The sequence below is a fragment of the Kitasatospora sp. NRRL B-11411 genome, from assembly GCF_000721345.1.
Taxonomy (GTDB): Bacteria; Actinomycetota; Actinomycetes; order Streptomycetales; family Streptomycetaceae; genus Kitasatospora; species Kitasatospora cineracea.
In genome coordinates, this window is record NZ_JOGH01000017.1 from 17,742 (window position 1) to 42,463 (window position 24,722).

Genomic DNA, 24,722 nt, shown 5'->3' on the forward strand with positions numbered 1-24,722 from the left:
GACGAGCGCCCGCCGCTCCCCCGCGCAGGGGGTCGGCGGGCGCTCGTCGTTGCGTCGTCCCGTCCGGCCGCTGCCGTTACATCCGGACGAAGCCGTGGGTGCGGCCGACCGGGCCGAAACCGCGCCGGGCGTACCACTGCTGCGGCCAGTCCTCGGCGTCGGCGACCAGGAAGCGCAGGCCGTCCGGGGCGCGGTCGGCGGCCAGCCGCAGCGCGGTGGCCAGCACGGCGTCGGCCAGGCCGCGGCGCTGGTGGTGCTCGGCGGTGGCCAGGTCCTCGATCTGGGCGGTGCCCGCGGCGTCCTGGTACAGGTCGGCCCAGGAGCCGAACTCGCCGTCGGTGTCCCGGGCGGCCAGCGTCAGCACCCGCTCGGCGCCCGCCGCCCGCGCGGTGCGCCGGCCGACCAGCTGGGCGATCGACTCGTCCGCCGCCCACGGCAGCCAGCAGCGCCACTGCCGCTCCAGCGCCGGGGCCAGCTCGTCCAGGGCGACCGGCCCGGCGCCGCCGCCGGGCGGCACCGGGCCCCGGTGCACCATCACCACCTCGGTCTCGTGCCGGTACCCGGCCGCCGCCAGCCCGGGCGCCAGCGCCAGGGCGGACGCGTCGTCGAACACCGAGATCCGCCGGTGCTCCAGGTGCCCCAGCACGTCCTCGGCCAGCCCGGCCACGTCCACCCCGCCCGGCGGGGCGTCCAGCACCAGCTGGTTGTGCTCGTGCGAGTACCCGAACTCCTCGCTCAACACCGCGAAACCGCCCGGCAGTTCCACCACCTCGGCAGCCTGCCGCCGGGCGAACGCCCGCCGGAACTCCAGCGCCACCCGCAAGCTCTCCTCGACCATCCGGCCATCGTAGGCCGCCCCCTCCGCCCGGCTCGAAGGGTTTGCCGCCGCTTGAGCCTCCCGCCGGGGGAGACGGCACAGTGGAGCCATGAACGGCACGGACAGCGACGGACTCATGTCGATCGGCGCACTGGCCCGGCGCACCGGGCTGACGGTGAAGACCGTCAGGTACTACTCGGACACCGGACTGGTGCCGTCCACCGACCGCACCGCGGCCGGCTACCGACGCTACGGCGCCGAGGCGGTGGCCCGGCTCGAACTCGTCCGCACCCTGCGCGAGCTGGGGATCGGACTGGAGGCGGTGCGCCGGGTGCTGGAGCGCGAGGCGAGCCTGGCCGAGGTGGCCCGGGCGCACGCCGACGCACTGGACCTGCGGATCCGGACGCTGCGGCAGCAGCGCGCCGTGCTCCGGGCCGTGGCCGAACGAGGAACCGACCCCGAGGAGACCGAGCTGATGCACCGACTGGTACGGCTGTCCGCCGAGGAACGGCGGCGCCTGATCGAGGAGTTCGTCGACGACACCTTCGGCACCGCCGACGCCAACCCGGAACTCGTCGCCCTGTTGCGCGCCGCGGTGCCCGAACTGCCCGAGGAGCCGACCACCGACCAGGTCACCGCCTGGGCCGAACTCGCCGAACTCACCCGCGACCCGGACTTCCGGGCCTCGATCCGGCGGATGGCCGCCTACCAGGCCGAACAGCGCGCCGAGGGCGACAGCACCGGCCTGCACCACCAACTCACCGAGCAGGTACGGGAAGTGGTCACCGCCGCGCTCGCTGCGGGCACCGCCCCCGGCACCCCCGCCGCCGCCACCGCGCTGGCCGCCCTCACCGCCCGCTACGCCGAGGTGTTCGGCCGCCCGGACGACGCCGCCCTGCGCGGGTGGATCCTGCGCCGCCTTGAGGTGGCCGCCGACCCGCGGGTCGAGCGCTACTGGTCGCTGCTTGCCCGGATCAACGGCTGGCCCGCCCCGCCCGCACTGGCCCCCGTGTTCGGCTGGTTCACGGCGGCGCTGCGTGCGGCGGGATAACCGGGTGCGGGGCGTCCTAGGCTGGGGCCATGGCTGACACCGCGTCCACCGACGCCGATTTCACTCCGTCGGAGCTGGCCCGTGGCCGGGCGTTGCGCCGGGCCCGGCTGCCGTGGGTGCTGGGCGGGCAGCTGGCCTCGCTGGGGCTGAGTGCGGTGCTGGGGTTCAGTGCGGCCGGGGCGGGGCTGGTGGGGGCGGTCGGGGGGTGGTTCGGCGGGAGCTGGGCGGCCCAGGTGCTGGCGGGGAGTGCGGCGCTGGTGCTGCTCGGCCGGGCGGTGACGCTGCCGTTCTCGGCCCGGGTGCGGGCGGTCTCGGTACGGTACGGCCTGGTCACCCAGGGCTGGGGCGGCTGGGCGGTGGACGTGCTGCGCGGCACCGCCGTCACGCTCGCGCTGTTCCTGCCGCTGACGCTGGGCCTGTACGCGCTGATCGGGTGGTCGCCGGACCGCTGGTGGGTGCCGGGGGCGGTGGGGGCCGCGCTGCTGGCCGTCGCGCTGTCCTTCCTGCACCCGCTGGTGCTGGAGCCGCTGTTCAACCGGTTCACCCCGCTGGCGGAGGGCGAACTGCGCACCGCCCTGCTGGAGTTGGCCCGCCGGGACGGCATCGCGGTGCGCGAGGTGCTGGTCGCCGACGCCTCCCGCCGCACCACCGCGCTGAACGCGTACGTCTCCGGGTTCGGCCCGACCCGGCGGATCGTCGTCTACGACACCCTGCTGACCACCGCCGAGCCGCGCGAGATCGAACTGGTCGCCGCCCACGAACTCGGCCACGTCAAGCACCGGGACGTCGCCACCGGCACCGCGCTCGGCGCGCTCGGCGCGGCCGTCGCGGTGCCGGTGCTGGCTGCGCTGCTGGCCTGGCGCCCGCTGCTGGACGCGGCCGGCGCCGCCGACGCCCAGGACCCGCGCTCGCTGCCGCTGCTGGCCGCCCTCGCCGCCCTGCTCGGCGCGCTCAGCGTCCCCGCACAGTGCGCCGCCAGCCGCCGGATCGAGACCCGCGCCGACCGGCACGCGCTCGAACTCACCGGCGACGCCGAGCAGTTCATCGCCATGCAGCGCCGCCTCGCGGTCACCAACGTCGCCGACCCGTACCCGCCCCGGGCCGTCGAACTGCTCCTCGCCACCCACCCCAGCACCGGCCGCCGGATCGCCGCCGCCCGGGCCTGGCTCGCCGCGAAGGCGGCCTGATGACCCGCCCGCTGCTGATGCTCGACGTCGACGGCCCGCTCGCCCCGTACGTCGGCAGCCCCTACCGCCGGCCCGAGGGCTACCTCACCCACCGCGTCCCGGTGCGCAGTTGGCACGAGCGCCAGCGCGCCGCCGGCATCCGCAACCCGAAACCGCTGCGGGTCTGGCTGCACCCCGACCACGGCCCGGCGCTGCGCGCCCTGCCCTACGAACTGGTCTGGGCCACCACCTGGAAGGACGAGGCCAACGAGCACCTCGCCCCGCTGCTCGGGCTGCCCGAACTCCCGTACGTGGACTGGCCGTTCATGCACCACGGCGACCCCGACGACCTGCACTGGAAGACCCGCCACCTGGTCGCCTGGGCCGCCGGTCGGCCGTTCGCCTGGGTGGACGACGAGAGCGGGCCGCAGGACGCCGCGTGGATCGCCGCCCACCACCCGGCCCCCGCGCTGACCCTGACCGTCGACCACCGGGTCGGCCTGCGGCCGGCCGACTTCACCGCCCTCGCCGACTGGGCCGGAAGGAACGGGAGTTGATCCTCCACACGCTGCGCCGCCACCCGGTCAAATCGCTGCTCGGCGAGGAGGTCGCCCGGGCCCGGATCGACGGCCGCGGCCTCGACGGCGACCGCCGCTACGCGCTGCTCGACCTCACCGACGGCCGGATCGCCAGTGCCAAGGAGCCCCGCACCTGGCGCCGCCTGCTCACCCTGCGCGCCGAGAGCAAGGACACCGGGGTGCGGATCACCGGCCCCGACGGCGCCGAACTCGACGACGCCGCGCTCTCCGCGCTGCTCGGCCGCCCCGTCCGGCTGATCGACGAGCGGCCGCCCGGCTCGACCCTGCGCCGCTCCGTCCCCGAGCAGGTGCTGGCCGCCGGGATCGACGCCGAAGTCGATTACACCGTCCAGGAGTTCGGCAGCGCCGCGGAGCCCGGCAGCTTCTTCGACTTCGCCCCGCTGCACCTGGTCACCACCGCCACGCTGGCCGGCGCCCCCGCCGCCCGCTACCGCCCCAACCTGGTGATCGAGCACGACGGCGAGCCCTGGTCGGAGAACGACTGGACCGGCCGCGAACTCGCCGTCGGCGCCGAACTGCGCCTGCGGATCATCGCCCGCACCCCGCGCTGCGCCGTCCCCACCCTCGCGCACGGCCCGCTGCCCGCCGACCCGGAGGCGCTGCGCCGCCCGGCCCGGCACAACCGGGTCCGGCCGCTGCCCGAACTGCCGCCCCTCCCGTGCCTGGGCGTCTACGCCCAGGTGCTCACCCCGGGCACGGTCGGACCCGGCGACCGGGTGCGGTTGTACTGAGCGCCCCCGGCCGTCAGCGACCCGCCGGCGCGGCGTCCGGGAGCGCCTTCGCCAGCGCGGCGAGGAAGCCGTCGGTGGTGGCCGGGTCGCGGACGGCGATGCGCAGCCAGTCCGGGCCGAGGCCGGGGAAGGTGTCGCCGCGGCGGACGGCGTAGCCGGCCTCGCGCAGGCGGGTGCGGACGGCGGCGGCGTCCGGGAGGCGGACCAGGACGAAGGACGCGGCGGGGGTGCCGTGGACCCGGACGCCGGGCAGGGCGGCGAGGCCGGCCAGCAGGTGGGCGCGGTGGACGGCGGTGGTGCGCGCGGCCTGCTCGGCCTCGGCCAGGGCGGCCGGGGCGGAGCAGAGTTCGGCGGCGGCCAGCGCGGGCGTGGAGACCGGCCACAGCGGCTGCGCGGCGGCCAGGGCGGCGACCAGCGGGGCGGGGGCGAGCAGGTAGCCGATCCGCAGGCCGGCCAGGCCCCAGGTCTTGGTGAGGCTGCGCAGCACGACCACGTCGCCGGGCAGGTCGCGGACGGCGGCGAGGCTCTGGCGCTCGCCGGGGTCGGTGTCCATGAACGCCTCGTCGACGACCAGGGTGCGCCCGGGCCGGGCCAGCTCGGCCAGGGCGGCGGCCGGGTGCAGGATGGAGGTGGGGTTGGTGGGGTTGCCGACCACCACCAGGTCGGCGTCCTCGGGGACCGCCCCGGGCGGCAGGCGGAAGTCCTGCTCCGGCGTGAGGAGGACGCGGTGGACGGTGTGCCCGGCGTCCCGCAGCGCCGCCTCGGGTTCGGTGAACTGCGGGTGCACGACGGTGGCGCGGCGCGGCCGCAGCACCCGGGCCAGCAGCACGAACGCCTCGGCCGCGCCCGCGGTGAGCAGCACCTCCCCGACCGGGCGGCGGTGCCGGGCGGCGACGGCGGCGCGGGCGGCGGTGCCGTCGGGGTAGGCGGCGAGGTCGGCGAGGGTCGCGGCGAGACGGGCGTGCAGCCAGGTCGGCGGGGTGCCGGTGCGGACGTTCACGGCGAGGTCGACCAGGCCCGCGGAGCGGACCTCGGCGTCGCCGTGATGGCGCAGATCGGGCTGCTGGTTCACCTGTTGTCCTCCTGGGGCGGGGCGGCGAGCGCGGCGGTGGCCGAGGCGGTGGCGGTGCGCGGCGCGAGCAGGCGTGCGCCGGGCCCGGCCGAGGCGAGGGCGGCGGCCTCGGCGACGCTGGGGGTGCCGACCGCGGCGGCGACCCGGGCGGAGCCGCCGGGCCCCGGGACGGCGGCCAGCACGGCGGCCGGGTGGCCGGTCAGCGGGAGGCCCAACTCCCTTGCGGCGGCGAGCAGTCCGGGCTCGGTGAGCTTGCTGTCGAGGGTGGCGGCGCTCCCCAGCGCGGTGCGGTCGAGGCCGAGGGCGGCGAGCGCCGCGTCGACGGTGCGCAGCAGGTCGGCGGCGGGGGTGCCGCGCCGCAGGCCGAGGCCGAGCGCCAGCCGGGGGGCGCGCGCCGGGCCGTCGGGTGCGCCGTCCGCGTCCACGTGCTGCTCGGCCCTCCCCGTCCGTTCCGCTCCGGGCCGGGCGTGCCGCCGGGCCGCCAGGAATCCCACCATGTCGGTCCGAGCAGGGTCAATCGGGACGGGTGTGAGAAGCGTCGCCCGGCTGGCCGAAAAGCGTCGGCGGGCCGAAGTTGCCCAGCCAACCGTTCGCTTGTTCTTCATGTGTCAAAAGTCCCGGCGGCCACGGACCCCGCCCTAGCCTTTCGGGCGCTCCACCACCCTGTCCGGCACCTTCCCCGCCACGGAGGACCACCGACATGTCCGCTCAGCTCAGCCGCCGCACCAAGCGCCGCCTGACCGCGGCCGGCAGCGCCGTCGCCCTCGCCGCCACCTCGTTCGGCCTGTGGGCCGCCGCCGGCAGCACCGCGCAGGCCGCCGCGCTGCCCACCCCCGACCACGTGATCGTCGTGGTGATGGAGAACCACGCGTACAGCCAGGTCATCGGCAGCTCCAGCGCCCCGTACCTGAACAACACCATCAAGGCGGGCGGCGCCAACCTGACCCAGTCCTACGGCCTGACCCACCCGTCGGAGCCCAACTACTACATGCTGTTCTCCGGCTCCAACCAGGGCCGCACCGACGACAGCTGCGTCTCCGTCGGCTCGATGACCGCGCCCAACCTGGCCTCCGAGCTGATCGCCTCCGGCCAGAGCTGGGGCTCCTACAACGAGGGCCTGCCCAGCCAGGGCTCCACCACCTGTTCCAACTCCAGCGGCAAGTACGCGCAGAAGCACAACCCGTGGTTCGGCTTCTCCAACGTGCCCACCAGCACCGCGTACACGATGGCCCAGTTCCCCACCGACTACACCAAGCTCCCGAAGGTCTCCTTCGTGGTGCCGAACCTGTGCAACGACATGCACGACTGCTCGGTGACCACCGGCGACACCTGGATCAAGAACAACCTCGGCGCCTACGCCACCTGGGCGCAGACCCACAACAGCCTGCTGGTCGTCACCTTCGACGAGGACAACAGCCTCTCCGGCAACCGGATCCCGACCCTGTTCTACGGCCAGCACGTCACCCCGGGCTCCAGCAGCGCCACCACCTACAACCACTACAACGTGCTGCGCACCCTGGAGGACCTGGCCGGCCTGACCGCCCACGCCGGCAACGCCGCCTCCGCCACCGACGTCACCGGCATCTGGAACTGACGCCCGATGTACCTCGCGGACGCCCGCTCCACGAAGAGTGACCGCGCCGCGGCCGTCGCCCCGAACTCCGGTTCGGGGCGGCGCGCCGCCGTCCCCGGCACCGTGCTCGCGCTCGGCGCGGTCAGCCTGGTCACCGACGTCTCCTCCGAGATGGTCAGCGCGGTCCTGCCGCTGTACGTGGTCACCGCGCTGGGCCTGTCCCCGCTCGGCTTCGGCCTGCTCGACGGCATCAACAACGGCGTCGGCGCGCTGGTGCGCCTGCTCGGCGGCCACCTCGCCGACCGCGGCGGCCGCGGCCACAAACTGGTCGCCGGACTCGGCTACGGCCTGTCCGCGCTGTGCAAGCCGCTGCTGCTGCTGGTCCACACCCTGCCGCTGATCAGCGGCGTGCTGGCGGTCGACCGCACCGGCAAGGGCCTGCGCACCGCCCCCCGGGACGCGATGATCTCGCTGGCCACCGCCCCCGAGCACCGCGGCCGGGCGTTCGGCGTGCACCGCGCGATGGACACCACCGGCGCGCTGATCGGCCCGCTGCTGGCCTTCGCCGTCCTGCGGATCGCCGACGACCGCACCGAACTCTCCAGCTACGGCGCCGTGTTCACCGTCTCCGGCTGCGTCGCGGTGCTCGGCGTGCTGCTGCTGGTGCTGTTCGTCCCCGGCCGGATCACCCGGGCCGGACAGCCGCCCGCCGACACCCCCGCCCCGAAGCCCACGCTGCGCGACGCGTTCGCCCTGCTGTCGCGGCCCGCGCTGCGCCGGCTCACCCTGGCCGCCGTGCTGCTCGGCCTCACCACCGTCAGCGACTCCTTCCTCTACCTGCTGCTGCAGCGCCGACTCGGCCTGCCCGCGCACCTGTTCCCGCTGCTGCCGCTCGGCACCGCCGCGGTCTTCCTGCTGCTCGCCGTCCCGCTCGGCCTGGTCGCCGACCGGATCGGCCGCCGCACCCTGTTCCTGCTCGGCCACGCCGTCCTGCTCTGCGGCTACGCCGTCGTCCTCTCCCCGCTGTCCGGCCTGCCCGCCGCCGCGGCGGTCCTGCTGCTGCACGGCACCTTCTACGCCGCCACCGACGGCGTCCTCGCCGCCGCCACCGCCGCCACCGTCCCCGACGGGCAGCAGGGCGCCGGCCAGGCCCTGGTCGGCACCGGCCAGGCGCTGGCCCGCTTCACCTGCTCGCTGGCCTTCGGCGCCGCCTGGTCGCTCTGGGGCCCCCGCCCCGCCCTCGCCGCCACCGCGGCCGCCCTCGCCGCCGCCGCCCTCGCCGCGACCTGGCTGCTGCGCCCCACGGCCCGCTGACCACCCGTCACCCTTCCCCCCACCCGCCCGGAGGACCCGGCATGACCGCTCCCGCCACCGTCGACCCCGTCTCCGACGGGACGCCCGAGCCCGGCCCGGACGGGCCCGCGCCGGTGTCCGTCCGGCGCAAGCTGCTGGTGCTGCTGGTCGCCGTGCTGCTGCTGGCCGGGGTCGGCACCGGCGCGGTGTGGTGGGCCGGGCAGCGCGCCGACCGCCGGGACCAGGAGCAGGCGGGCGGGCCGCCGGTCCGCGAGGGCCGGGTCTCGCTGGACGGGGCGGGCGGCCGGCAGCTGCTGCTGCGCAACCTGGCCTGGGGCCCGCACCGGGACGAGATCGCCGCGGTGCCCGCCGCCGACCCGGACGGCCCGCGCACCGCCTCCGGGGTGAAGTGCCTGCGCTTCCACGCCGCCGCGGGCACCGGCATCTGCCTGCAGGCCGAGCACGGAGCGCTGGACGACACGTACCACGCCTCGGTGCTGGACTCCTCGCTGCACGAGGTCAGGCGCTTCCCCGCGCCGGGCATCCCGACCCGGGCCCGGGTCTCCCCGTCGGGGCACCTGGTGGGCTGGACGGTGTTCGTCAGCGGCGACTCGTACGCGGGCACGAACTTCTCCACCCGCACCGCGATCGTCGACACCCGCACCTGGCAGTTCTACGACAACCTGGAGAACTTCCGGCTGATCGAGGACGGGCACCCGGTGCAGGCGTCCGACGTCAACGTCTGGGGCGTCACCTTCGCCGACGACGGCGGCTTCTACGCGACGGTCGCCACCGGCGGCCGGACCCACCTGGTCAGGGGCGACCTGGCGACCCGCACCCTCACCACCCTGCACCAGAACGTCGAGTGCCCCTCGCTGTCGCCGGACGGCACCCGGATCGCCTACAAGAAGCGGGTGGAGGGCGCCGACCCGGCCGCCCCCTGGCGGCTGTACGTGCTGGACCTGGCCACCATGGCCGAGACCGCGACCGCCGAGCAGCGCGACATCGACGACCAGGCCCTGTGGTCCGACGACCGCACCCTGCTGTACTCGATGCCCGGCGACTACGGCTCCGACCTGTGGACCGTCCCCGCCGACGGCACCGGCGCGCCGGTCCGCCTGGTCCGCTCCGCCGTCGCCCCCGCCTACCTGGGCTGACGGTCCGTCAGGCGCGCCACTCGCGCCAGCGCTGCATCATGCCGGCCAGCTCGACCCGCAGGAAGCCGAAGAACTCCAGGGAGTCGGCGAGGCGCCGCCCGGCGGGGGTGTCCGCGCCGAGCGCCTCGACGCCGTCGGCCAGGCCGGCCTCCCAGCGGAGCAGGGTGCGGTCGCGGTTGGCGGTGGCCTCGTACCAGACGTGGTCGTGGACCCGGTAGCGGTCGCGGCGGGAGCCGGGTTCGCGTTCGCGGCTGACCAGGTCGACCTGGGCGAGGTAGCGGACGGCGCCGGAGACCGCGGCGGGGGAGACCCGGAGCAGCTCGCCGAGCTCGGCGGAGGTGAGCCGGCCGGAGTCGGAGGTGAGCAGGGCGGTGAGCACCCGGGCGGGCATCCGGGGGAAGCCCGCGTCGACCAGGATCGTGGCGAACCGCTCCACGAACTCGGCCACCACCGCCGGATCCCGCTGCCCGCTCCCGTCCACGTCGCCCACGTCCCGCCCGCCTCTCGCCCGCTCCGCGGCTCCCCGCCGACCCGCGGAGATCCACAGCTTTCAGTAACTTCACGAATCTGTGAAACAAGAGTAGCGTCGATCCCATGACAACCGCCATCTCGGTGTCCGGCCTGGTGAAGGCCTTCGGCCGCACCCGCGCCCTGGACGGTCTGGACCTCACGGTCGAACAGGGCGAGGTCCACGGGTTCCTGGGGCCCAACGGCTCCGGCAAGTCCACCACCATCCGCGTCCTGCTCGGCCTGCTGCGCGCCGACTCCGGCAGCGCCGTCCTGCTCGGCGGCGACCCCTGGCGCGACGCAGTGCCGCTGCACCGCCGGCTCGCCTACGTGCCCGGCGACGTGACGCTGTGGCGCAACCTCTCCGGCGGGGAGGCGATCGACCTGCTCGGGCGGCTGCGCGGCGGCCTGGACCCGGCCCGCCGCACCGCCCTGCTGGAGCGGTTCGAACTCGACCCGACCAAGAAGGGCCGCGCCTACTCCAAGGGCAACCGCCAGAAGGTCGCCCTGGTCGCCGCGTTCGCCTCCAACGTCGACCTGCTGATCCTGGACGAACCCACCTCCGGCCTCGACCCGCTGATGGAGGAGGTGTTCCGGGCCTGCGTCGCCGAGGCCCGCGACCGGGGCACCACCGTGCTGCTCTCCAGCCACATCCTGTCCGAGGTGGAGGCCCTGTGTGACCGGGTCTCCATCATCCGGGCCGGCCGCACCGTGGAGACCGGCACCCTGGCCGGCCTGCGCCACCTCACCCGCACCTCGATTGACGCCGAACTCGCCGGGCCCCCGCCCCGCCCCGACTACGCCCACGACCTGGTCGTCGACGGCCACCGGCTGCGCTGCCAGGTCGACACCGACCGGCTCGGCGAACTCCTCACCGCACTCAACGCGGTGGGCGTGCGCACCCTGGCCAGCCGCCCGCCCACGCTGGAGGAGCTGTTCCTGCGCCACTACGAGGGCGACGGCGGCGGCACCGGCGAACCCGCCGCGGCGGCCGTCCGGTGAGCGGCGCCGCCCCGACCGCCACCGGCGGCGGCCACGACCTCACCGGCACCGGCGTCCTCTACCGCCTCGCCCTGCGCCGCGACCGGATCGCCCTCCCGGTGTGGGTGTACCTCGGCACCGCCATGGTCGCCTCCACCGCCTTCTCCTTCGACAAGCTGTACGCCGACGAAGCCTCCCGGCGGACCTTCGCGGCCGGCATCGACGGCAACGGCTCGCTGCGCGCCCTGTACGGCCCGGTCTTCGACGGCTCCACCACCGGCGGCCTGACCGCCTGGCGGATGGGCGTGTTCGGCGCGGTGCTGGCCGCCCTGATGTCGACCCTGCTGGTCGTCCGGCACACCCGCGCCGAGGAGGAGGACGGCCGCCTGGAACTGGTCGGCGCGGGCGCCGTCGGCCGCCGCGCCCCGCTCACCGCCGCCCTGGCCGCCGCGCTCACCGCCAACACCGCGCTGGCCGCGCTGGTCGCCGCCGCCCTGCTGGCGGCCGGTCAGGACGCCGCGGGATCGCTCGCGTTCGGCCTCGCGCTCGGCGCCACCGGCCTGTTCTTCGCCGCGCTGGCGGCCGTCACCGCCCAGCTCGCCGGGACCGCCCGGGCCGCCAACGGCCTGGCCGGCGCGGCCATCGGCGCCGCCTTCGTGCTGCGCGCGATCGGCGACTCCGGCACCGGCACCGGCTGGCTCGGCCGGCTGTCCCCGATCGGCTGGTCCGAGCAGGTCCGGGCGTTCGCCGGGAACCGCTGGTGGGTGCTGCTGCTCCCGCTGGCCGGCGCCGCCCTGCTCACCGCCCTGGCCCGCACCCTGGTCGCCCGCCGCGACCTGGGCGCCGGACTGCTCCCGCAGCGCCCCGGCCCGGCCGCCGCCGCTCCCGCGCTGGCGAGCGCCGCCGCCCTGGCCCGCCGCCTGCAGCGCGGCCCGCTGCTCGGCTGGACGGCGGCCCTGGCGGCCGGCGGCGCGGTGTTCGGCGGCGTCGCCAAGGGCGTGACCGACCTGGTCGGCGACAACCGGCAGATGGCCGAGGTGCTGGCCCGGATGGGCGGGCAGCAGGGCGTACTGAACGCCTACCTGTCCAGCATCGCCACCGTGTTCGGCATGGTCGCCGCCGTGTACGCGGTCCAGGCGGTGCTGCGGATGCGCGCCGAGGAGGTCTCCGGCCGGGCCGAACCCGTCCTGGCGGGCGCCGTCTCCCGGCTGCGCTGGGCCGCCGGGCACCTGCTCTTCCCGCTGCTGGGCACCGCCCTGCTGCTGGCCGCCGCCGGCCTCACCGCGGGCCTGGCCGAGGGGCTGGCGCTCGGCCGGGGCACCGGCCCGGCGGTCGGCCGGATGCTCGGCGCCACCCTCGTCCAGCTCCCCGCGGTCTGGCTGACCGCTGCCGTCGCCCTCGCCGGGTACGCCCTGCTGCCGCACCGGGCGGCCGCGGGCTGGACCGGGTACGGCGTGTTCGTGCTGGTCGCCTGGCTCGGCCCGATCCTCCGCTTCCCGCAGGCCGTCCTCGACCTCTCCCCGTTCAGCCACCTCCCGCACCTGCCCGGCGGCCGGATCGACGCCGCCCCGCTGCTCTGGATCACCGCGCTGACCGCCCTCACGGCGGCCGTCGCGCTGGCCGCGCTGCGCCGCCGCGACCTGGGCTGACGGCCCGTCAGCCCAGGTTGCGGCGGGGGTCCTGTCCGGCGGCGGGCTCCGGCGGGTCGGGCCAGAAGAACGTCCGGTCGTAGTCGGCGGCGACCAGCCGCCGGAGCGCCTCCGCGAAGCCGTTGGCGACCCGCTGGAAGCCGACGTCGCCGACCAGCAGGACGTCCCCGTCCTCGGTGAACAGGACGGCCTCCTCGGTGTCGAACACCGTCCCGACCAGGGCGACCCGCCGCCCCAGCCGCCGGCCGAAGATCCCCAGGTTGCGCGGCGTGGCGTGGGCGGCCTCCAGCGTCGGCCCGACCGCGGTGGTGAGCACCACGTCCCGCCCCCGGAACTGCCAGGTCACCGTGAGCTCCCCCCAGGCGGCGAGGAACTCCCGCAGCAGGCCGGTGACTTCGTAGCCGTCCTCGACGTACTGCCGGCAGGCGTCCGCGACGTCGAGCGGATGCACCTCGATCCGGGCCGCGTCGCCCAGCGTCTCCCGGAGGGCCGGGAGGCCCTCGCGCTCGTCGTTGCCGGTCATCCGGTCAGCACCTCGCCTCCGAAGTCGGGAACCCAACTTCCGCAGTTCTCGCACATCTTGAACTTCTTGCCCTTGGGGTTGACGGTCACCAGGTCGATGTTCTTCGGATCCGCGCCGTCCTTGATCGCGTTGGTGAACATCCTGGGCTCGCCGCACACCCCGGGCGGGCGGTGGTCCTCCCGCTGCGATTCGGACGGCAGCGCCTCGGACACCTTCTGGTGGTGCCCGGTCTCCGGGCCGCTCTCACCGTAGTAGACCTTACCGGTGGTGCGGTCCCGGCCGACCGTGTAGGCGCCCGGCGGCTTGTCGTTCTCGCCGAGGCCCTCCCCGACCTTGGCGACCCGTTTCTTCCCCAGATCCATCAGGTGCTTCTTGAGGTCGGGGATCTCCTCGCCGGTGAGGCCGAGCGGGTCGCACCAGGTGTGGGGGTTGTGGACGTAGCCGTCGGGGTTGGGGGCGGGGGAGAGGCCGAGCGGGTCGGGGCTGGTGTAGCGGGCGGTCTCGGGGTCGTAGTAGCGGTTGAGGTTGTAGTGGAGGCGGGTCTCGGGGTCGAAGTACTGGCCGGGGAAGCGCAGCGGGGTGTACGTGGTGCTGTCGGAGGGCCAGGTGGTGTGGCCCCAGACCGTGGGGGTGGCGCGCCAGGCGATGGCGTCGGTGGCCGGGTCGACGAGTTCGGTGGGGGTGCCGACCAGGTCGGTGACGATGGCGAAGAACCGGCGGTTGACCTGGTCCTGGTCGGTGAGGGACTCGGTCTGGGCGAGCGGCTGCAGGCCCTTGTGGTCCCAGCTGAGGGTGTGCGGGCCCGGGAGGTAGGGGGCCTCGGTGGTCTGCTCGGCGAGCACCGAGCCGTCCCAGGTGAACTCGGTGCGCTCCTCGACGGTGATCCCGTCGGCGGCCAGCCGGTGCTTGGCGGTCCGGCGGCCGAACGGGTCGTACAGGTAGCGCCAGCGGGTGCCGTCCGGGGTGGTCACGCCGGTGAGGCGGTCCTCGGTGTCCCAGGTGTAGCGCCAGGTGTCGGGTTTCCGGGAGAGCCGGGTGACCTGGCGCAGCACGATCCGCCCCGCGGCGTCGTACTCGTACCGGACCCGGCCCGCGGTGGTGAGCTGCGAGCCGCTGTAGGTGCGGGCGCCGACGGCGGCCTCGGTGCCGCCGGTCGCGGGCCAGTCGGCGTCGGTGAGGTTGCCGACCGCGTCGTAGGCGTAGGACTCGTGCCAGTCGCCGGCCCGGACGGCGGTGACCCGGTCCGCGGCGTCGTGCTCGAACTCCCGCAGGCCGTTGAGCCGGTCGTCGATGCCGGTCAGCACCCCGTCGGCGCGGTAGCGGTAGTCGCGGCGCTGCAGGACCCCGTGCTCGGAGCGGAGGATCTGGCCGGTCAGCCGCTGCTCGGCGTCCCAGCTGCTGGCCAGGGTGAGCCGTTCGCCGATGGTGCGCTCGTGCTCCCGGCCCGCCGCGTCGTAGCGGAACTCCAGGGCGCCGTCCGGCGTGGCCAGCGAGGTCCGGCGGCCCTCCGGGTCGTAGGACCAGTCGCTGGCGTGGCCGCCGGGGGTGGTGCGGCGGACGCTGCGGCCGAGCGGGTCGCGGGTGTGGGTGAGGGTGCGGCCGTCGACGGTCTCGGTGAGCAGGTTGCCGAGCGGGTCGACGGTGCGCAGCACGTCGGCGTCCGGCCCGGTGGCCCGGACCAGGTGCCCGGCCAGGTCGTAGCCGTAGACGGTGCGGGCGCCGTCGGCGTCCTTGGCGGTCAGCCGGCCCAGCACGTCGTAGGCGTAGTGGACCTGACCGCCGGTCGGGGTGGTGCGGGCGGTCAACTGCCCGGCCCCGTCGAGCCGGTAGCCGACGGTCCGGCCGTGGAAGTCCTGCTCGCCGACCAGCCGCCCGGCCGCGTCGTAGGTGTAGGTCCAGGTCTGCCCGAGCGGGTTGGTGACCGAGACCAGGTTCATGTCGGCGTCGTAGCCGAAGGCCAGCCGGGTGCCGTCCGGGTCGGTCCGGGCGGCCACCGTCTCGAACGGGGTGTACTCGTACGTGGTGGTCCGGCCGAGGCGGTCGGTGTGCGCGAGCAGGTTGCCCTCGTCGTCGTACGCCCAGCTCTCGGCGGCCCCGTCGGCCGCCGTGTACGAGCTCAGCAGCCCCTCGGCGGTCCAGGCCAGCCGGGTGGTGTGGCCGAGCTGGTCGGTGACGGCGACCACCCGGCCGAAGGCGTCCCGCTGGTAGCGGCTGGTGCCGCCGGCCCGGTCGGTGACCTCGACGGGCAGGCCGGCCGGGTTGCAGCGGACCAGGGTGGTGTGGCCGAGCGGGTCGGTGACGGCGGCCAGGTGGCCGTGCTCGTCGTACCGGAACAGGGTGGTGGCGCCGGTCGGTTCGGTGACCGAGGTGCGCAGGCCGCTCTCGTCGTAGGTCTGCAGCCAGGTCTGGCCGCCGGGCCGGGTGATCTCGGTGGGCAGGTTCGTGTCGCCGAAGTAGGCGGCGGTGGACTGCAGGCCGTCGGGGCGGGTGACGGCGATCAGGTCGCCGACGCCGTCGCGCTCGTAGTGGGTGGTGCGGCCGAGCGGGTCGGTGCGCGACAGGAGCTGGTCGTACTCGTCGCGCTCGTAGTGGGTGGTGTGGCCGAGCGGGTCGGTGATCGCGGTGATCTGGTGGCGCTCGTTGACGGTGTAGGTGGTGGTGCGGCCCAGCGCGTTGGTCTCGGTGGTGGTCCGCAGGCCGGTGTCCGGGTCCGGTTCGCCGTAGGTGAAGTGGAAGCGCAGGGTGCCGTCGGCGGCGCCCTCGTCGACCACCCGGTCCCGGTCGTCGTAGGTGTAGCGGTACTCGGTGCCGTTGCGGTCGGTCCAGGCGGTGATCCGGCCGGTGGCGTCGTTGGTGAAGCGCAGCGGCTTGCCGGAGGAGTTGTAGACCGAGCTCAGGTGCCCGTCGGTGTAGCCGTACCGGGCCAGCAGCAGGTCGCGGCCCTCCTCGCCCGCGCCGGCCAGGCGCAGCGCGGTGATCCGGCCGGCGTCGACGGTCACCAGCACCCGGTAGCCGCCGGAGTGCGCCATGCTCAGCGGCGCGCCGTCGGCGTCGTGGACCAGGTCGACCCGGTGGCCGGTCCGGTCCCGGATGCCGGTCAGCAGGGCGACGTCCCCGGCCGGGCGGCGGGTGAACTCCTTGACCAGGCCGCCGGCGTGGTCGGTCAGCGTGTAGCCGCCGTCCGGGGCGAGTTCGAGGTCCAGCCGGGAGCCGACGGCGGCCCGGGCCGGCTCGCCGGGCGCGGGGTGCGGGTAGGCCTGGGCGGTGCGGTCGGGGGTGAGGTGGACGACGCCCTCGGCGTCGATCTCCAGCCGCTCGTCGAAGGTGCAGGACCAGCGCGGGCCCATCCACCAGCCCGCCTGGTGGTCGGACTCGTAGGAGCGCTTGAACAGCAGCGGCAGCACGCCGGGCAGCATGAGGTCCTGCTGCTCGATGAACATCAGGCCGGTCGCCATGTCGACCGGCTCGCCGCCCTGGCAGCGCGACTCGGGCGGCCGGCCCGGCTTGTGCGGGTCCGCGACCCGGTCCCGGCCCCGGCCCTCGTTGTGCGGGGCGGAACCGCGCCCGCCGCCGGGGCTCGAACGCGGGTGGGGGACGCCGTCCTTGCCCTCGCCCTTGAGGATCTTGGCGAGGTCCTTGGCGTGCTTCTCCTCGATCTCGCGGGTGTTCTTGGCGACGGTCTTCAGGTTGTCGCCGGCCTTGCGGTAGAAGCCCTTCAGGGCCTTCCCGGCGTCCTCGGCCAGCGTCTTGCCGAGCTTCTGCGCGCCGTGTTCGAGGGCCTTGACGATCTGGTTGCTCATTCGAAGCTCACCCCGGCGAGCTTGGACTGGAACGCCTGCGCGTGCCCGGCGACGGTCTCGGCGTGCTCGTGCATCATCCGCGCGTGCTCGTCCAGCGCGTCCGGATCGATCCGGAAACCCGTCCCGCCCCCGCCCCCGCCGCCGGAGACGCCCAGCGCGGACTCGGCGGCCTGGAACACCATCCCCGACACCGCACCCGCCACCGTGTCCACCAACGGGCCGATCGCGGCCTCGATCACCTGGCCGATGATGTACTGCTCCAACTGCTGTTCCAGGTAGTTGATCAGGCGCTTGGCGGCCTCCTCGATGAGGATCACCGCCGCCTCGGCCGCGCCCAGCGTCGCCACCGCCGCGGCCTGGTCGGCGATGAACGCCGCGGCCAGCGCGATCAGCTCGCCGATCGTCTCGACCTTCATCGCCACGATCACGTCCGCCGCCACGTCCAGCGCGGTCGCCACCACGTGGCACGCCTGCACCAACTCGTTCAGGTGCTGGTCGGAGACCGATGCCCACTTCGCCAGCAGCGCCTCGTAGGAGGCGCCCTCGTAGGCCTGTCCCAGCTGCTGGATCGTCGCCGTCGACTGCTGGTGCGAGGCGTCCACGTTGTCCGCGAACTCCCGCACGTGGCCCGCGAACTCGCGGACCTTGTCCTCGTTCACCGTCGGCCAGTTGATCCCGATGACGGACAGGAAGTCCACCACCTCACCGGGCAGTTCGATCGCCATAGTGCCCCCGTTTTCCTGATATGCACCTGCGCGTCGGAGTCAAAATACTCGGACGTGCCGACCGGCGGAACGGTTGCCCGGCGAGGGGTGGGTCCGTCACCCGACGGAGTGAACGGTCACCACCGGCTCGTGGTGGACCGGGAAGTTCACCGAGGAGGCGATGAAGCAGTCCCGGGACGCCGGGCCGTGCAGGGCCAGCGCCTGCTCGCGCATCGACTCCTCGGCGACCTCGATCCGGGGGCGGAGCATCGCCTCGGTGAACCGGCCGCCGTTGCCCTCGGTGTGCATGGTGCCGGTGGAGTCGTCCGCGTAGGAGAGGACGACGACGCCGTTGGCCGCGCAGTGGTGCAGGTAGGAGAGCATGTGGCACTGGGCGAGCGCGGTCAGCAGCAGCTGTTCCGGGTTCCAGCGGGTGCGGTCGCCGTGGAAGGTCGGGTCGGAGCTGCCCAGGAGGTCCGGCAGGCCCTCGGCCGAGACGGTGTGGGCGCGGGCGTAGGAGCGGTAGTGGTCGGTGCCGGTGCCGAGGTTGCCGGTCCACTCGACCCGGACCGCGTAGTGGTGGGCGTGCGAGAAGGCCATGCGGATCACTCCGTTTCGTCGGACGCGGCCGGTCGGTCGGCCGCGCAGGTGTCCAGGACGTGCCGCCGGGCGGCCGCCGCGGCGGCGTCCGGGTCTCCGGCGGTGACCGCGGCGAGCAGGTCGCGGTGCTGGGCGTCGACCAGGGCGGTGCGCTCGGGCGGGCCGAGGGTGCGCCGGGTGGAGACCTGGATCTGGTCCCACAGCCGGTCCAGGCTGTGCAGCGCCACCGGGTTGGCGGCCAGTTCGGCGACCCGCCGGTGGAAGGCCCGGTTCAGCCGGACCGCGGCGGTGAACTCCCCGTCCGCGGTGGCCCGGTGGGTGCGGTCGGCGAGCGCGGACAGATCGGCCAGCTCGGCCGGCGCCAGCCGTCCGGCCCGCTGCCGCTCGGCGGCCAGCTCCGCCGTCAGCGCCTCGAGCGCGGCCCGCACCCGGTAGACGTGCGCCAGCTCCGCGCCGTCCAGCCGCACCACCCGCACACCCCGCCCGGCGGGCGCCAGCAGCCCGTCCGAGGCCAGCGCCCGGAACGCCTCCCGCACCGGCGTGCGGCTGACCCCCAGGGCCCCGGCGACCTCCACCTCGCCCAGCCGGGCCCCCGGCGGGTAGCGGCCGTCCAGGATCAATTCCCGCAGTCGCGCGCGGGTGCTCTCGGTCTGCACGGGGCCAGCGTAGAACGCTGTATGCAATGTATGCAATGACCGTGCGCAAGGCGCCCGGCCGCAGGTCCGGAACCCGTTGGGACCCCGGTGGCGCGGTCCGCTATATTCGCGCAGCCGCGAACCGTTTCACTCCCAGGGGGGACTAGCCATGCCGCTCGACCAGGAGGGCACGGGGAAGGACGGCCCGGACGCCCCGCCCGCCCTCTCGCTGGAGAAGCGCGGAACACCCGCCGAGCCGACCGGGCCGACCGAGCCCGCCGACTCCGTCGCGGACGCCGCACAGCCCGCCCCGGCCGTCTCGTTCACGAAGCCTGACGCGGACACGGAGGCAGGCGCGGACACGGGCGTGGACGTGGAGCCGACCGAGCCCGCTGCGGACGCCGTTCCCGTTGCGGATGCCGCCCCCGCCCCCGCCCCGACAGCCGTCGAGCCCGCCGTCCCCGTCAACCCGTGGGCGCCCCCCGCCCCTGGCACCCCGCTTCCCGCCGCACCACCGGCCTCCGCCAACCCGTGGGCACCCCCCGCCCCCGGCGCGCCGATCCCCGGCCCCGTGCCCGGTCCCGTGCCCGGCCCGGCGGAGGCCGGTGGTGCGGCCGTCGGCAACCCGTGGGCCCCGGCGCCCGGCGGCCAGCAGCCGTGGGGGAGCGGCGCGTTGCCGCCGGGGGCGTTCCCGCCGGGAACGGCGCCGTACGGGATGCCCGTCCATCCGGCGTACGCGCAGCGGCAGTTGTACACCAACGGGCTGGCGATCGCCTCGCTGGTGGTGAGCTTCCTGTGCTTCGTCGGCGCGGCCGGCATCATCATGGGCGCGATCGCGCTGCGCCAGATCAAGCGGACCGGTGAGCGCGGCCGGGGCCTGGCGATCGCGGGGATCGTGATCGGTTCGCTCTGGCTGGTGGTCTTCGCGGCGGGGGTGGTCGGCAACGCCTTCTCCGTCGACACCGGCGAGGACGGCTCCTCGGGCTTCACGTCGTCCCGGCACAGCGGTTCCCCGGTCCTGCCGGCGGCCTCCCCGTTGCGGCTGGACGTCGGCGACTGCTTCGACCTGGCGGGAACGCTGGTCGCCAAGAAGGTGGACTGCTCGAAGCCGCACAAGGGCGAGGTCTTCTGGACCGGCATCCCGGTGGAGACGGGCGACTACCCGCTGCCCAGCGTGCTGGAGGCCGAGGCGAAGAAGGGCTGCAAGGACCACGTCGACCAGTACGTGATGGACACCTGGACGCTCGGCGACTCGATGGACTACCGCTACCTGTACCCCGACCGGAACAGCTGGGACGCGGTCTCCGGCCGCCGGCTGGTCTGCTTCTTCACCGGCAGCGGGCAGCTCACCGGTTCGCTGCGCAAGGACCAGACCAACCTGACCTACGACCAGCTGCATCTGCTGCTGGCCACCGACCAGTTCGACCGGGCCTGGAGCGAGGGCCCGGGCACGGACCTCGACGTCCAGGACGACCCGGCGGGTTTCCGCACCTGGGCCGGGCAGTTGGCCACCGCGGCCGACCAGCAGGCCGCCACGCTGTCCAACGCCCGGTGGACCACCGCCGACCGGGCGACCGTCGACCGGCTGGTGAACGAGTCCAAGGTGGCCGCCCAGCACTTCCGGGCCGCCGCGAACGCCCCGGACGACGCCGCCACCGAGCGCGAACTGAACACCGCCTACCAGCACTTGGGTGACGACCTGATCCTCGACCTGCGCCGCCAGCTCGGCCTGTCCACCTTGGACGAGGAGCCGACCAAGCACCCCTCGAACCAGGCGGTCTGACCGCCGCCGCCACCGATCGCTGCCTGCCGCCGGGGCCGGGTGACACCTCGTCACCCGGCCCCGGCCGCTCTCAGCCCGGTTGCCCGGCCGCCCAGGTGGCGGCGTGCCGGACCAGCCGGGACGGCAGCGCGGGCGCGCCCGTCCAGTGCAGGTGCAGGTAGGAGGCGTGCACCGAGCCGTGCAGGTGGCCCTCGGTGTGCGGTCCGGCGGGGGTGCGCCAGCCCCAGGCGGGGGACGGGCCGGCCGCCGGGTCGGTGGCGGTGCGGTGGAACTCGTGGCCGCGCACCCGGGAGCCCGCCGCGGCGAGCGGGGAGTCGGCGAGCGCCACCGCCTCCCGGTAGCCGAGGGTCAGCCGGGGCGTCATCCGGGCGTTCGCGTCCAGCACCCCGCACATCGGCAGGCCGTCCAACTCCCGCCCCAGGTACAGCAGTCCGGCGCACTCGCCGACCACCGGCGCCCCGCTCGCGGCCAGCTCGGCGACCGCCTTCCGCAGCGCCGCGTTGGCGCTCAGCTCGGCGACGTACACCTCGGGGAAGCCGCCGCCGATCACCAGCGCGGCCGTCCGCTCCGGCAGCCGCTCGTCGTGCAGCGGGTCGAACGGCACCACCTCGGCCCCGGCGGCGGCCAGCAGTTCGGCGTTCTCCGCGTACGAGAAGGAGAACGCCGCACCGCCCGCCAGCGCGATCCGCGGCCGGGGCCCGGCCACCGGCTCGACCTCGGCCGCCGCGTCCCAGGGCCGGTCGGTCAGCGGCGGGGCGGTCCGGGCCAGCGCCAGCACCGCGTCCAGGTCGACCGACCGGGCGACCAGTTCGCCCATCTCGCGCACCGCCCGCAGCGCCTCCGCGGACCGCTCCACGGCCGGGACCAGGCCCAGGTGCCGGGACGGCGTGTCGACCGCCCCGGCCCTGCGCACCGCGCCCAGCACCGGCACGCCCGAGCCCTCCTCCAGGGCCTCGCGCAGCAGCGTCTCGTGCCGGTCCGAGGCGACCTTGTTCAGGATCACCCCGGCCAGCCGGACCTCCGGGTCCCAGGACGCGAAGCCGTGCACCAGCGCCGCCACCGACCGGGACTGCGAGGAGGCGTCCACCACCAGCACCACCGGCGCCCGCAGCAGCTTCGCCACCTGCGCCGTCGACGCCAGCTCGCCCCGCCCGGCGGCCCCGTCGTACAGGCCCATCACGCCCTCGACCACGGCGACGTCCGCCCCGGTCGCGCCGTGCGCGAACAGCGGGGCGATCCGCTCCGGGCCGCTCATCCAGGCGTCCAGGTTGCGGCCCGGGCGCCCGGCGGCCAGCGCGTGGTAGCCGGGGTCGATGTAGTCGGGGCCGACCTTGTGCGGGGAGACCTTCAGCCCGCGCGCGGCCAGCGCCGCGATCAGGCCGGTGGCCACCGTCGTCTTGCCCGCCCCGGAGGACGGCGCGGCCACCACCAGCCGGGGAATCACGCTGCTCAACCCGCTACCACTCAATGCCGCGCTGGCCCTTGCGGCCCGCGTCCATCGGATGCTTCACCTTGGTCATCTCGGTGACCAGGTCGGCCAGTTCGAGCAGCGGCTCGGGCGCGTACCGGCCCGTCACCACCACGTGCTGGCTGCCCGGCCGCTCCCGCAGCACCTCGACCACCTCGGCCACGTCGATCCACCCCCAGTGCAGCGGGTAGGTGAACTCGTCCAGCACGTAGAACCGGTACGTCTCGGCGGCGAGGTCCCGCTTGACCTGCTCCCAGCCCTCCCGGGCCGCCTCCTCCGAGGACTCGATGTCGCGCTGCACCCAGGACCAGCCCGAGCCCATCTTGTGCCAGGCCACCGTGCCGCCCTGCCCGGACTCGCCGAGCACCCGCAGCGCGTTCTCCTCGCCGACCTTCCACTTCGCCGACTTCACGAACTGGAACACCCCGACCGGCCAGCCCTGGTTCCAGGCCCGCAGCGCCATCCCGAACGCCGCCGTCGACTTCCCCTTGCCCGGCCCGGTGTGCACCGCCGTGATCGGCTGGGTCCGGCGCTGACGCGTCGTCAGGCCGTCGTCCGGGACGTTCTCCGCCACTCCCTTGGGCATGCTGCTCACGCCGCCTTTCGCGTCATCGTCGTCGTCCGTGCTTCCCGCACCAGCGAGGCCACACCCTCGGCCCGCAGCTCGTCCAGGCTCACCGCGTCACCGTTCAGGTGCGCGGCCAACTCCCGTGCCAGGCCCAGCCGGACGGGGCCGGACTCGCAGTCCAGCACCACCGCGGCCACGCCCTGCGCGGCCAGCAGGCCGGCCGCCCGGCGGGCCCGGGGCAGCGCGTCCTTGCCGCCGGTGGCCCGGCCGTCGGTCACCACCACCAGCAGCGGGCGCCGGTCCGGGTCGCGCAGCCGCTCCACCCGCAGCACCTCGCGCGCCCGCAGCAGGCCCGCCTCCAGCGGCGTCCGGCCGCCGGTCGGCAACTGCTCCAGCCGGGCCGCACCCACCTCCACCGAGGAGGTCGGCGGCAGCGCCAGCTCCGCGCCCGTGCCGCGGAAGGTCACCAGGCCGATCTTGTCGCGCCGCTGGTAGGCGTCCATCAGCAGGGACAGCACCGCGCCCTTGACCGCCGTCATCCGCTGCCGGGCCGCCATCGACCCCGAGGCGTCCACCACGAACAGCACCAGGTTCGACTCCCGGCCCCGGCGCACCTGTTCGCGCAGGTCGTCCCGGCGCAGCACCAGCGCCCGCCCGGCCCGCCCGCGCGCTGCCTGGTGCGGCGCGGCCGCGCGCAGCGTCGCGCTCAGGTGCAGCCGGGACAGCCGCCCCTGCGGACGGCGGGCCCGGATGGTGTGCCCGGCGTCCGTCTCGGCGGGGGAGCGCCGGCCCTGCGCGCCCCGGCCGGTGCCGTCCACCTTGAACAGCCGGGTGCGGTACGGCTGGTCGGCCGCGACCGGCGCCGACTCCCGCCCGCCGCCCGGGCGTTGCTGCGGCGGGACGGGGGCCTCGTCCGCACCCGCTTCCCCGGAGGACGGCAGGTCGGGACCACCGGGCTCCGGTGCGCCACCGCCGTCCGGGCCACCGCCGTCAGGACCGCCGTCGCCCGGGCCGTCGTCCTCCGGCCCGTCCGGCCCGTCCGGCTCCTCCGGCTGCTGGTGCTTGGCCAGCGTCCGGTCCAGCTGCTCCTCGTCCAGCCCGGGCGCGTCGAACGGGTTGCGCCGCCGCCGGTGCGGCAGCGCCAGCCGGGCCGCCGTCCGGACGTCCTCCTCCAGCACCTCGGTGCGCCCCGCCCAGGCGGCCAGCGCCACCGCGGTGCGCGCCATCACGATGTCCGCGCGCAGGCCGTCCACCTCGAACGCCGCGCACACCGCGGTGATCTGACGCAGCGCCAGGTCGGAGAGCTCGACGTCCGGCAGCAACTCCCGTGCGGCGGTGATCCGTTCGGCCAGCTCCCGTTCCGGCCCGTCCCAGCGCGCCGCGAAGGCGGCCGGGTCGGCGTCGTACGCGAGCCGCCGGCGCACCACCTCGGCGCGCTCGTCCGCGTCCCGGGTCGCCGCGATCTCCACCGTCAGCCCGAACCGGTCCAGCAACTGCGGCCGCAGCTCGCCCTCCTCCGGGTTCATCGTCCCGACCAGCAGGAACCGGGCCGCGTGCCGCACCGACACGCCCTCGCGCTCCACGTACGAGCGCCCCATCGCGGCCGCGTCCAGCAGCAGGTCCACCAGGTGGTCCTGCAGCAGGTTCACCTCGTCGATGTACAGCACCCCGCGGTGCGCCTTCGCCAGCAGCCCCGGCTCGTACGCCTTCACGCCCTCGGCGAGGGCCCGCTCCAGGTCCAGCGAGCCGACCACCCGGTCCTCGGACACGCCGACCGGCAACTCCACCAGGAACGCGGGCCGTTCGCCCCGGTCCGCGCCCAGGTGCGGCCCGTCCGGGCACTGCGGGTCCACCGCCGCCGGGTCGCAGGCGAACCGGCAGCCCGCCACGACCCCGATCGACGGCAGCAGCCCCGCCAGGGCCCGCACCATCGTCGACTTCGCCGTCCCCTTCTCGCCCCGCACCAGCACCCCGCCCACGGCCGGCGAGACCGCGTTCAGCAGCAGCCCCAGCCGCAGGTCGTCCATGCCCACGATCGCCGTGAA

General features: G+C 75.3%; 22 protein-coding genes. 10 read left to right on the forward strand and 12 right to left on the reverse strand.

The window, feature by feature from the left end:
- Positions 1 to 76: 76 nt before the first annotated feature.
- On the reverse strand, positions 77 to 838 hold the full coding sequence (locus IH44_RS0111065) for an N-acetyltransferase (RefSeq protein ID WP_030459296.1): 762 nt from the start codon (positions 836 to 838) through the stop codon (positions 77 to 79).
- An 88-nt stretch (positions 839 to 926) separates the two neighbouring features.
- On the opposite strand from IH44_RS0111065, the gene IH44_RS0111070 reads away from it, so the two are divergent.
- Genes IH44_RS0111070 through IH44_RS0111085 form a run of 4 tightly spaced genes read left to right on the forward strand, consistent with a single transcriptional unit; the run spans position 927 to position 4,364 of the window.
- Entirely contained in the window at positions 927 to 1,868 is a 942-nt protein-coding gene (locus IH44_RS0111070) for a MerR family transcriptional regulator (RefSeq protein ID WP_030459297.1), read from the forward strand.
- 29 nt (positions 1,869 to 1,897) lie between these two features.
- Positions 1,898 to 3,055, forward strand: coding sequence for a M48 family metalloprotease (locus tag IH44_RS0111075; protein WP_030459298.1), 1,158 nt, complete (start codon positions 1,898 to 1,900; stop codon positions 3,053 to 3,055).
- Complete coding sequence (locus tag IH44_RS0111080) at positions 3,055 to 3,591, forward strand: hypothetical protein (protein WP_030459299.1); 537 nt, start codon at positions 3,055 to 3,057, stop codon at positions 3,589 to 3,591. Before IH44_RS0111075 ends, IH44_RS0111080 begins: the two co-directional genes overlap by 1 nt.
- Complete coding sequence (locus tag IH44_RS0111085) at positions 3,588 to 4,364, forward strand: MOSC domain-containing protein (protein ID WP_030459300.1); 777 nt, start codon at positions 3,588 to 3,590, stop codon at positions 4,362 to 4,364. Before IH44_RS0111080 ends, IH44_RS0111085 begins: the two co-directional genes overlap by 4 nt.
- 13 nt (positions 4,365 to 4,377) lie before the next feature.
- Here the strand turns inward: IH44_RS0111085 and cobC are convergent, their stop codons facing one another.
- On the reverse strand, positions 4,378 to 5,436 hold the full coding sequence (gene cobC / locus IH44_RS0111090) for an Rv2231c family pyridoxal phosphate-dependent protein CobC (RefSeq protein WP_035954717.1): 1,059 nt from the start codon (positions 5,434 to 5,436) through the stop codon (positions 4,378 to 4,380).
- Positions 5,433 to 5,933: a cobalamin biosynthesis protein gene (locus IH44_RS0111095; RefSeq protein ID WP_081966829.1), complete on the reverse strand. Its 501-nt coding sequence runs from the start codon at positions 5,931 to 5,933 to the stop codon at positions 5,433 to 5,435. The genes cobC and IH44_RS0111095 overlap by 4 nt, the downstream gene beginning before the upstream one ends.
- A gap of 203 nt (positions 5,934 to 6,136) precedes the next feature.
- On the opposite strand from IH44_RS0111095, the gene IH44_RS0111100 reads away from it, so the two are divergent.
- Genes IH44_RS0111100 through IH44_RS0111110 form a run of 3 tightly spaced genes read left to right on the forward strand, consistent with a single transcriptional unit; the run spans position 6,137 to position 9,459 of the window.
- The gene (locus tag IH44_RS0111100) at positions 6,137 to 7,030 is read left to right on the forward strand and encodes an alkaline phosphatase family protein (RefSeq protein ID WP_030459303.1); all 894 of its coding nucleotides are present in this window, start codon (positions 6,137 to 6,139) and stop codon (positions 7,028 to 7,030) included.
- 6 nt (positions 7,031 to 7,036) lie between these two features.
- Entirely contained in the window at positions 7,037 to 8,323 is a 1,287-nt protein-coding gene (locus IH44_RS0111105) for an MFS transporter (RefSeq protein ID WP_030459304.1), read from the forward strand.
- Positions 8,324 to 8,364: 41 nt separating this feature from the next.
- Entirely contained in the window at positions 8,365 to 9,459 is a 1,095-nt protein-coding gene (locus IH44_RS0111110; RefSeq protein WP_369794933.1) for a TolB family protein, read from the forward strand.
- Positions 9,460 to 9,466: 7 nt separating this feature from the next.
- On the opposite strand, the gene IH44_RS0111115 is transcribed toward IH44_RS0111110, so the two are convergent.
- Positions 9,467 to 9,949 carry a GbsR/MarR family transcriptional regulator gene (locus IH44_RS0111115; RefSeq protein WP_035954719.1) on the reverse strand — a complete coding sequence of 161 codons (483 nt, stop codon included), beginning with the start codon at positions 9,947 to 9,949 and terminating at the stop codon, positions 9,467 to 9,469.
- Between the two features lie 104 nt (positions 9,950 to 10,053).
- Here IH44_RS0111115 and IH44_RS0111120 point away from each other — a divergent pair, with 104 nt between their 5' ends.
- Both IH44_RS0111120 and IH44_RS0111125 read left to right on the forward strand, forming a co-directional pair.
- Positions 10,054 to 10,968, forward strand: a complete 915-nt coding sequence (locus IH44_RS0111120) for an ABC transporter ATP-binding protein (protein ID WP_030459307.1) — start codon at positions 10,054 to 10,056, stop codon at positions 10,966 to 10,968.
- Positions 10,965 to 12,596: an ABC transporter permease gene (locus IH44_RS0111125; protein WP_030459308.1), complete on the forward strand. Its 1,632-nt coding sequence runs from the start codon at positions 10,965 to 10,967 to the stop codon at positions 12,594 to 12,596. The genes IH44_RS0111120 and IH44_RS0111125 overlap by 4 nt, the downstream gene beginning before the upstream one ends.
- 7 nt (positions 12,597 to 12,603) lie before the next feature.
- Here the strand turns inward: IH44_RS0111125 and IH44_RS0111130 are convergent, their stop codons facing one another.
- The 5 genes from IH44_RS0111130 to IH44_RS0111150 form a co-directional block, all read right to left on the reverse strand.
- The gene (locus IH44_RS0111130) at positions 12,604 to 13,119 is read right to left on the reverse strand and encodes an SUKH-3 domain-containing protein (protein ID WP_030459309.1); all 516 of its coding nucleotides are present in this window, start codon (positions 13,117 to 13,119) and stop codon (positions 12,604 to 12,606) included.
- On the reverse strand, positions 13,116 to 16,919 hold the full coding sequence (locus IH44_RS0111135) for a DUF6531 domain-containing protein (RefSeq protein WP_051816763.1): 3,804 nt from the start codon (positions 16,917 to 16,919) through the stop codon (positions 13,116 to 13,118). The genes IH44_RS0111130 and IH44_RS0111135 overlap by 4 nt, the downstream gene beginning before the upstream one ends.
- Positions 16,916 to 17,644: a WXG100 family type VII secretion target gene (locus IH44_RS0111140; RefSeq protein WP_030459311.1), complete on the reverse strand. Its 729-nt coding sequence runs from the start codon at positions 17,642 to 17,644 to the stop codon at positions 16,916 to 16,918. The genes IH44_RS0111135 and IH44_RS0111140 overlap by 4 nt, the downstream gene beginning before the upstream one ends.
- A gap of 96 nt (positions 17,645 to 17,740) precedes the next feature.
- On the reverse strand, positions 17,741 to 18,223 hold the full coding sequence (locus IH44_RS0111145) for an OsmC family protein (RefSeq protein WP_030459312.1): 483 nt from the start codon (positions 18,221 to 18,223) through the stop codon (positions 17,741 to 17,743).
- 5 nt (positions 18,224 to 18,228) lie between these two features.
- Positions 18,229 to 18,879 carry a GntR family transcriptional regulator gene (locus IH44_RS0111150; protein WP_030459313.1) on the reverse strand — a complete coding sequence of 217 codons (651 nt, stop codon included), beginning with the start codon at positions 18,877 to 18,879 and terminating at the stop codon, positions 18,229 to 18,231.
- A 148-nt stretch (positions 18,880 to 19,027) separates the two neighbouring features.
- On the opposite strand from IH44_RS0111150, the gene IH44_RS49070 reads away from it, so the two are divergent.
- On the forward strand, positions 19,028 to 20,641 hold the full coding sequence (locus IH44_RS49070; RefSeq protein WP_030459314.1) for a DUF4190 domain-containing protein: 1,614 nt from the start codon (positions 19,028 to 19,030) through the stop codon (positions 20,639 to 20,641).
- A 70-nt stretch (positions 20,642 to 20,711) separates the two neighbouring features.
- Here the strand turns inward: IH44_RS49070 and IH44_RS0111160 are convergent, their stop codons facing one another.
- From IH44_RS0111160 to IH44_RS0111170, 3 genes are read right to left on the reverse strand one after another with little or no spacing between them, the layout of a single operon-like run.
- Entirely contained in the window at positions 20,712 to 22,085 is a 1,374-nt protein-coding gene (locus IH44_RS0111160) for a cobyrinate a,c-diamide synthase (protein WP_030459315.1), read from the reverse strand.
- A gap of 13 nt (positions 22,086 to 22,098) precedes the next feature.
- Positions 22,099 to 22,695: a cob(I)yrinic acid a,c-diamide adenosyltransferase gene (gene cobO / locus IH44_RS0111165; RefSeq protein WP_030459316.1), complete on the reverse strand. Its 597-nt coding sequence runs from the start codon at positions 22,693 to 22,695 to the stop codon at positions 22,099 to 22,101.
- A gap of 5 nt (positions 22,696 to 22,700) precedes the next feature.
- Positions 22,701 to 24,704, reverse strand: coding sequence for a putative cobaltochelatase (locus IH44_RS0111170; protein ID WP_051816768.1), 2,004 nt, complete (start codon positions 24,702 to 24,704; stop codon positions 22,701 to 22,703).
- Positions 24,705 to 24,722 lie beyond the last annotated feature (18 nt).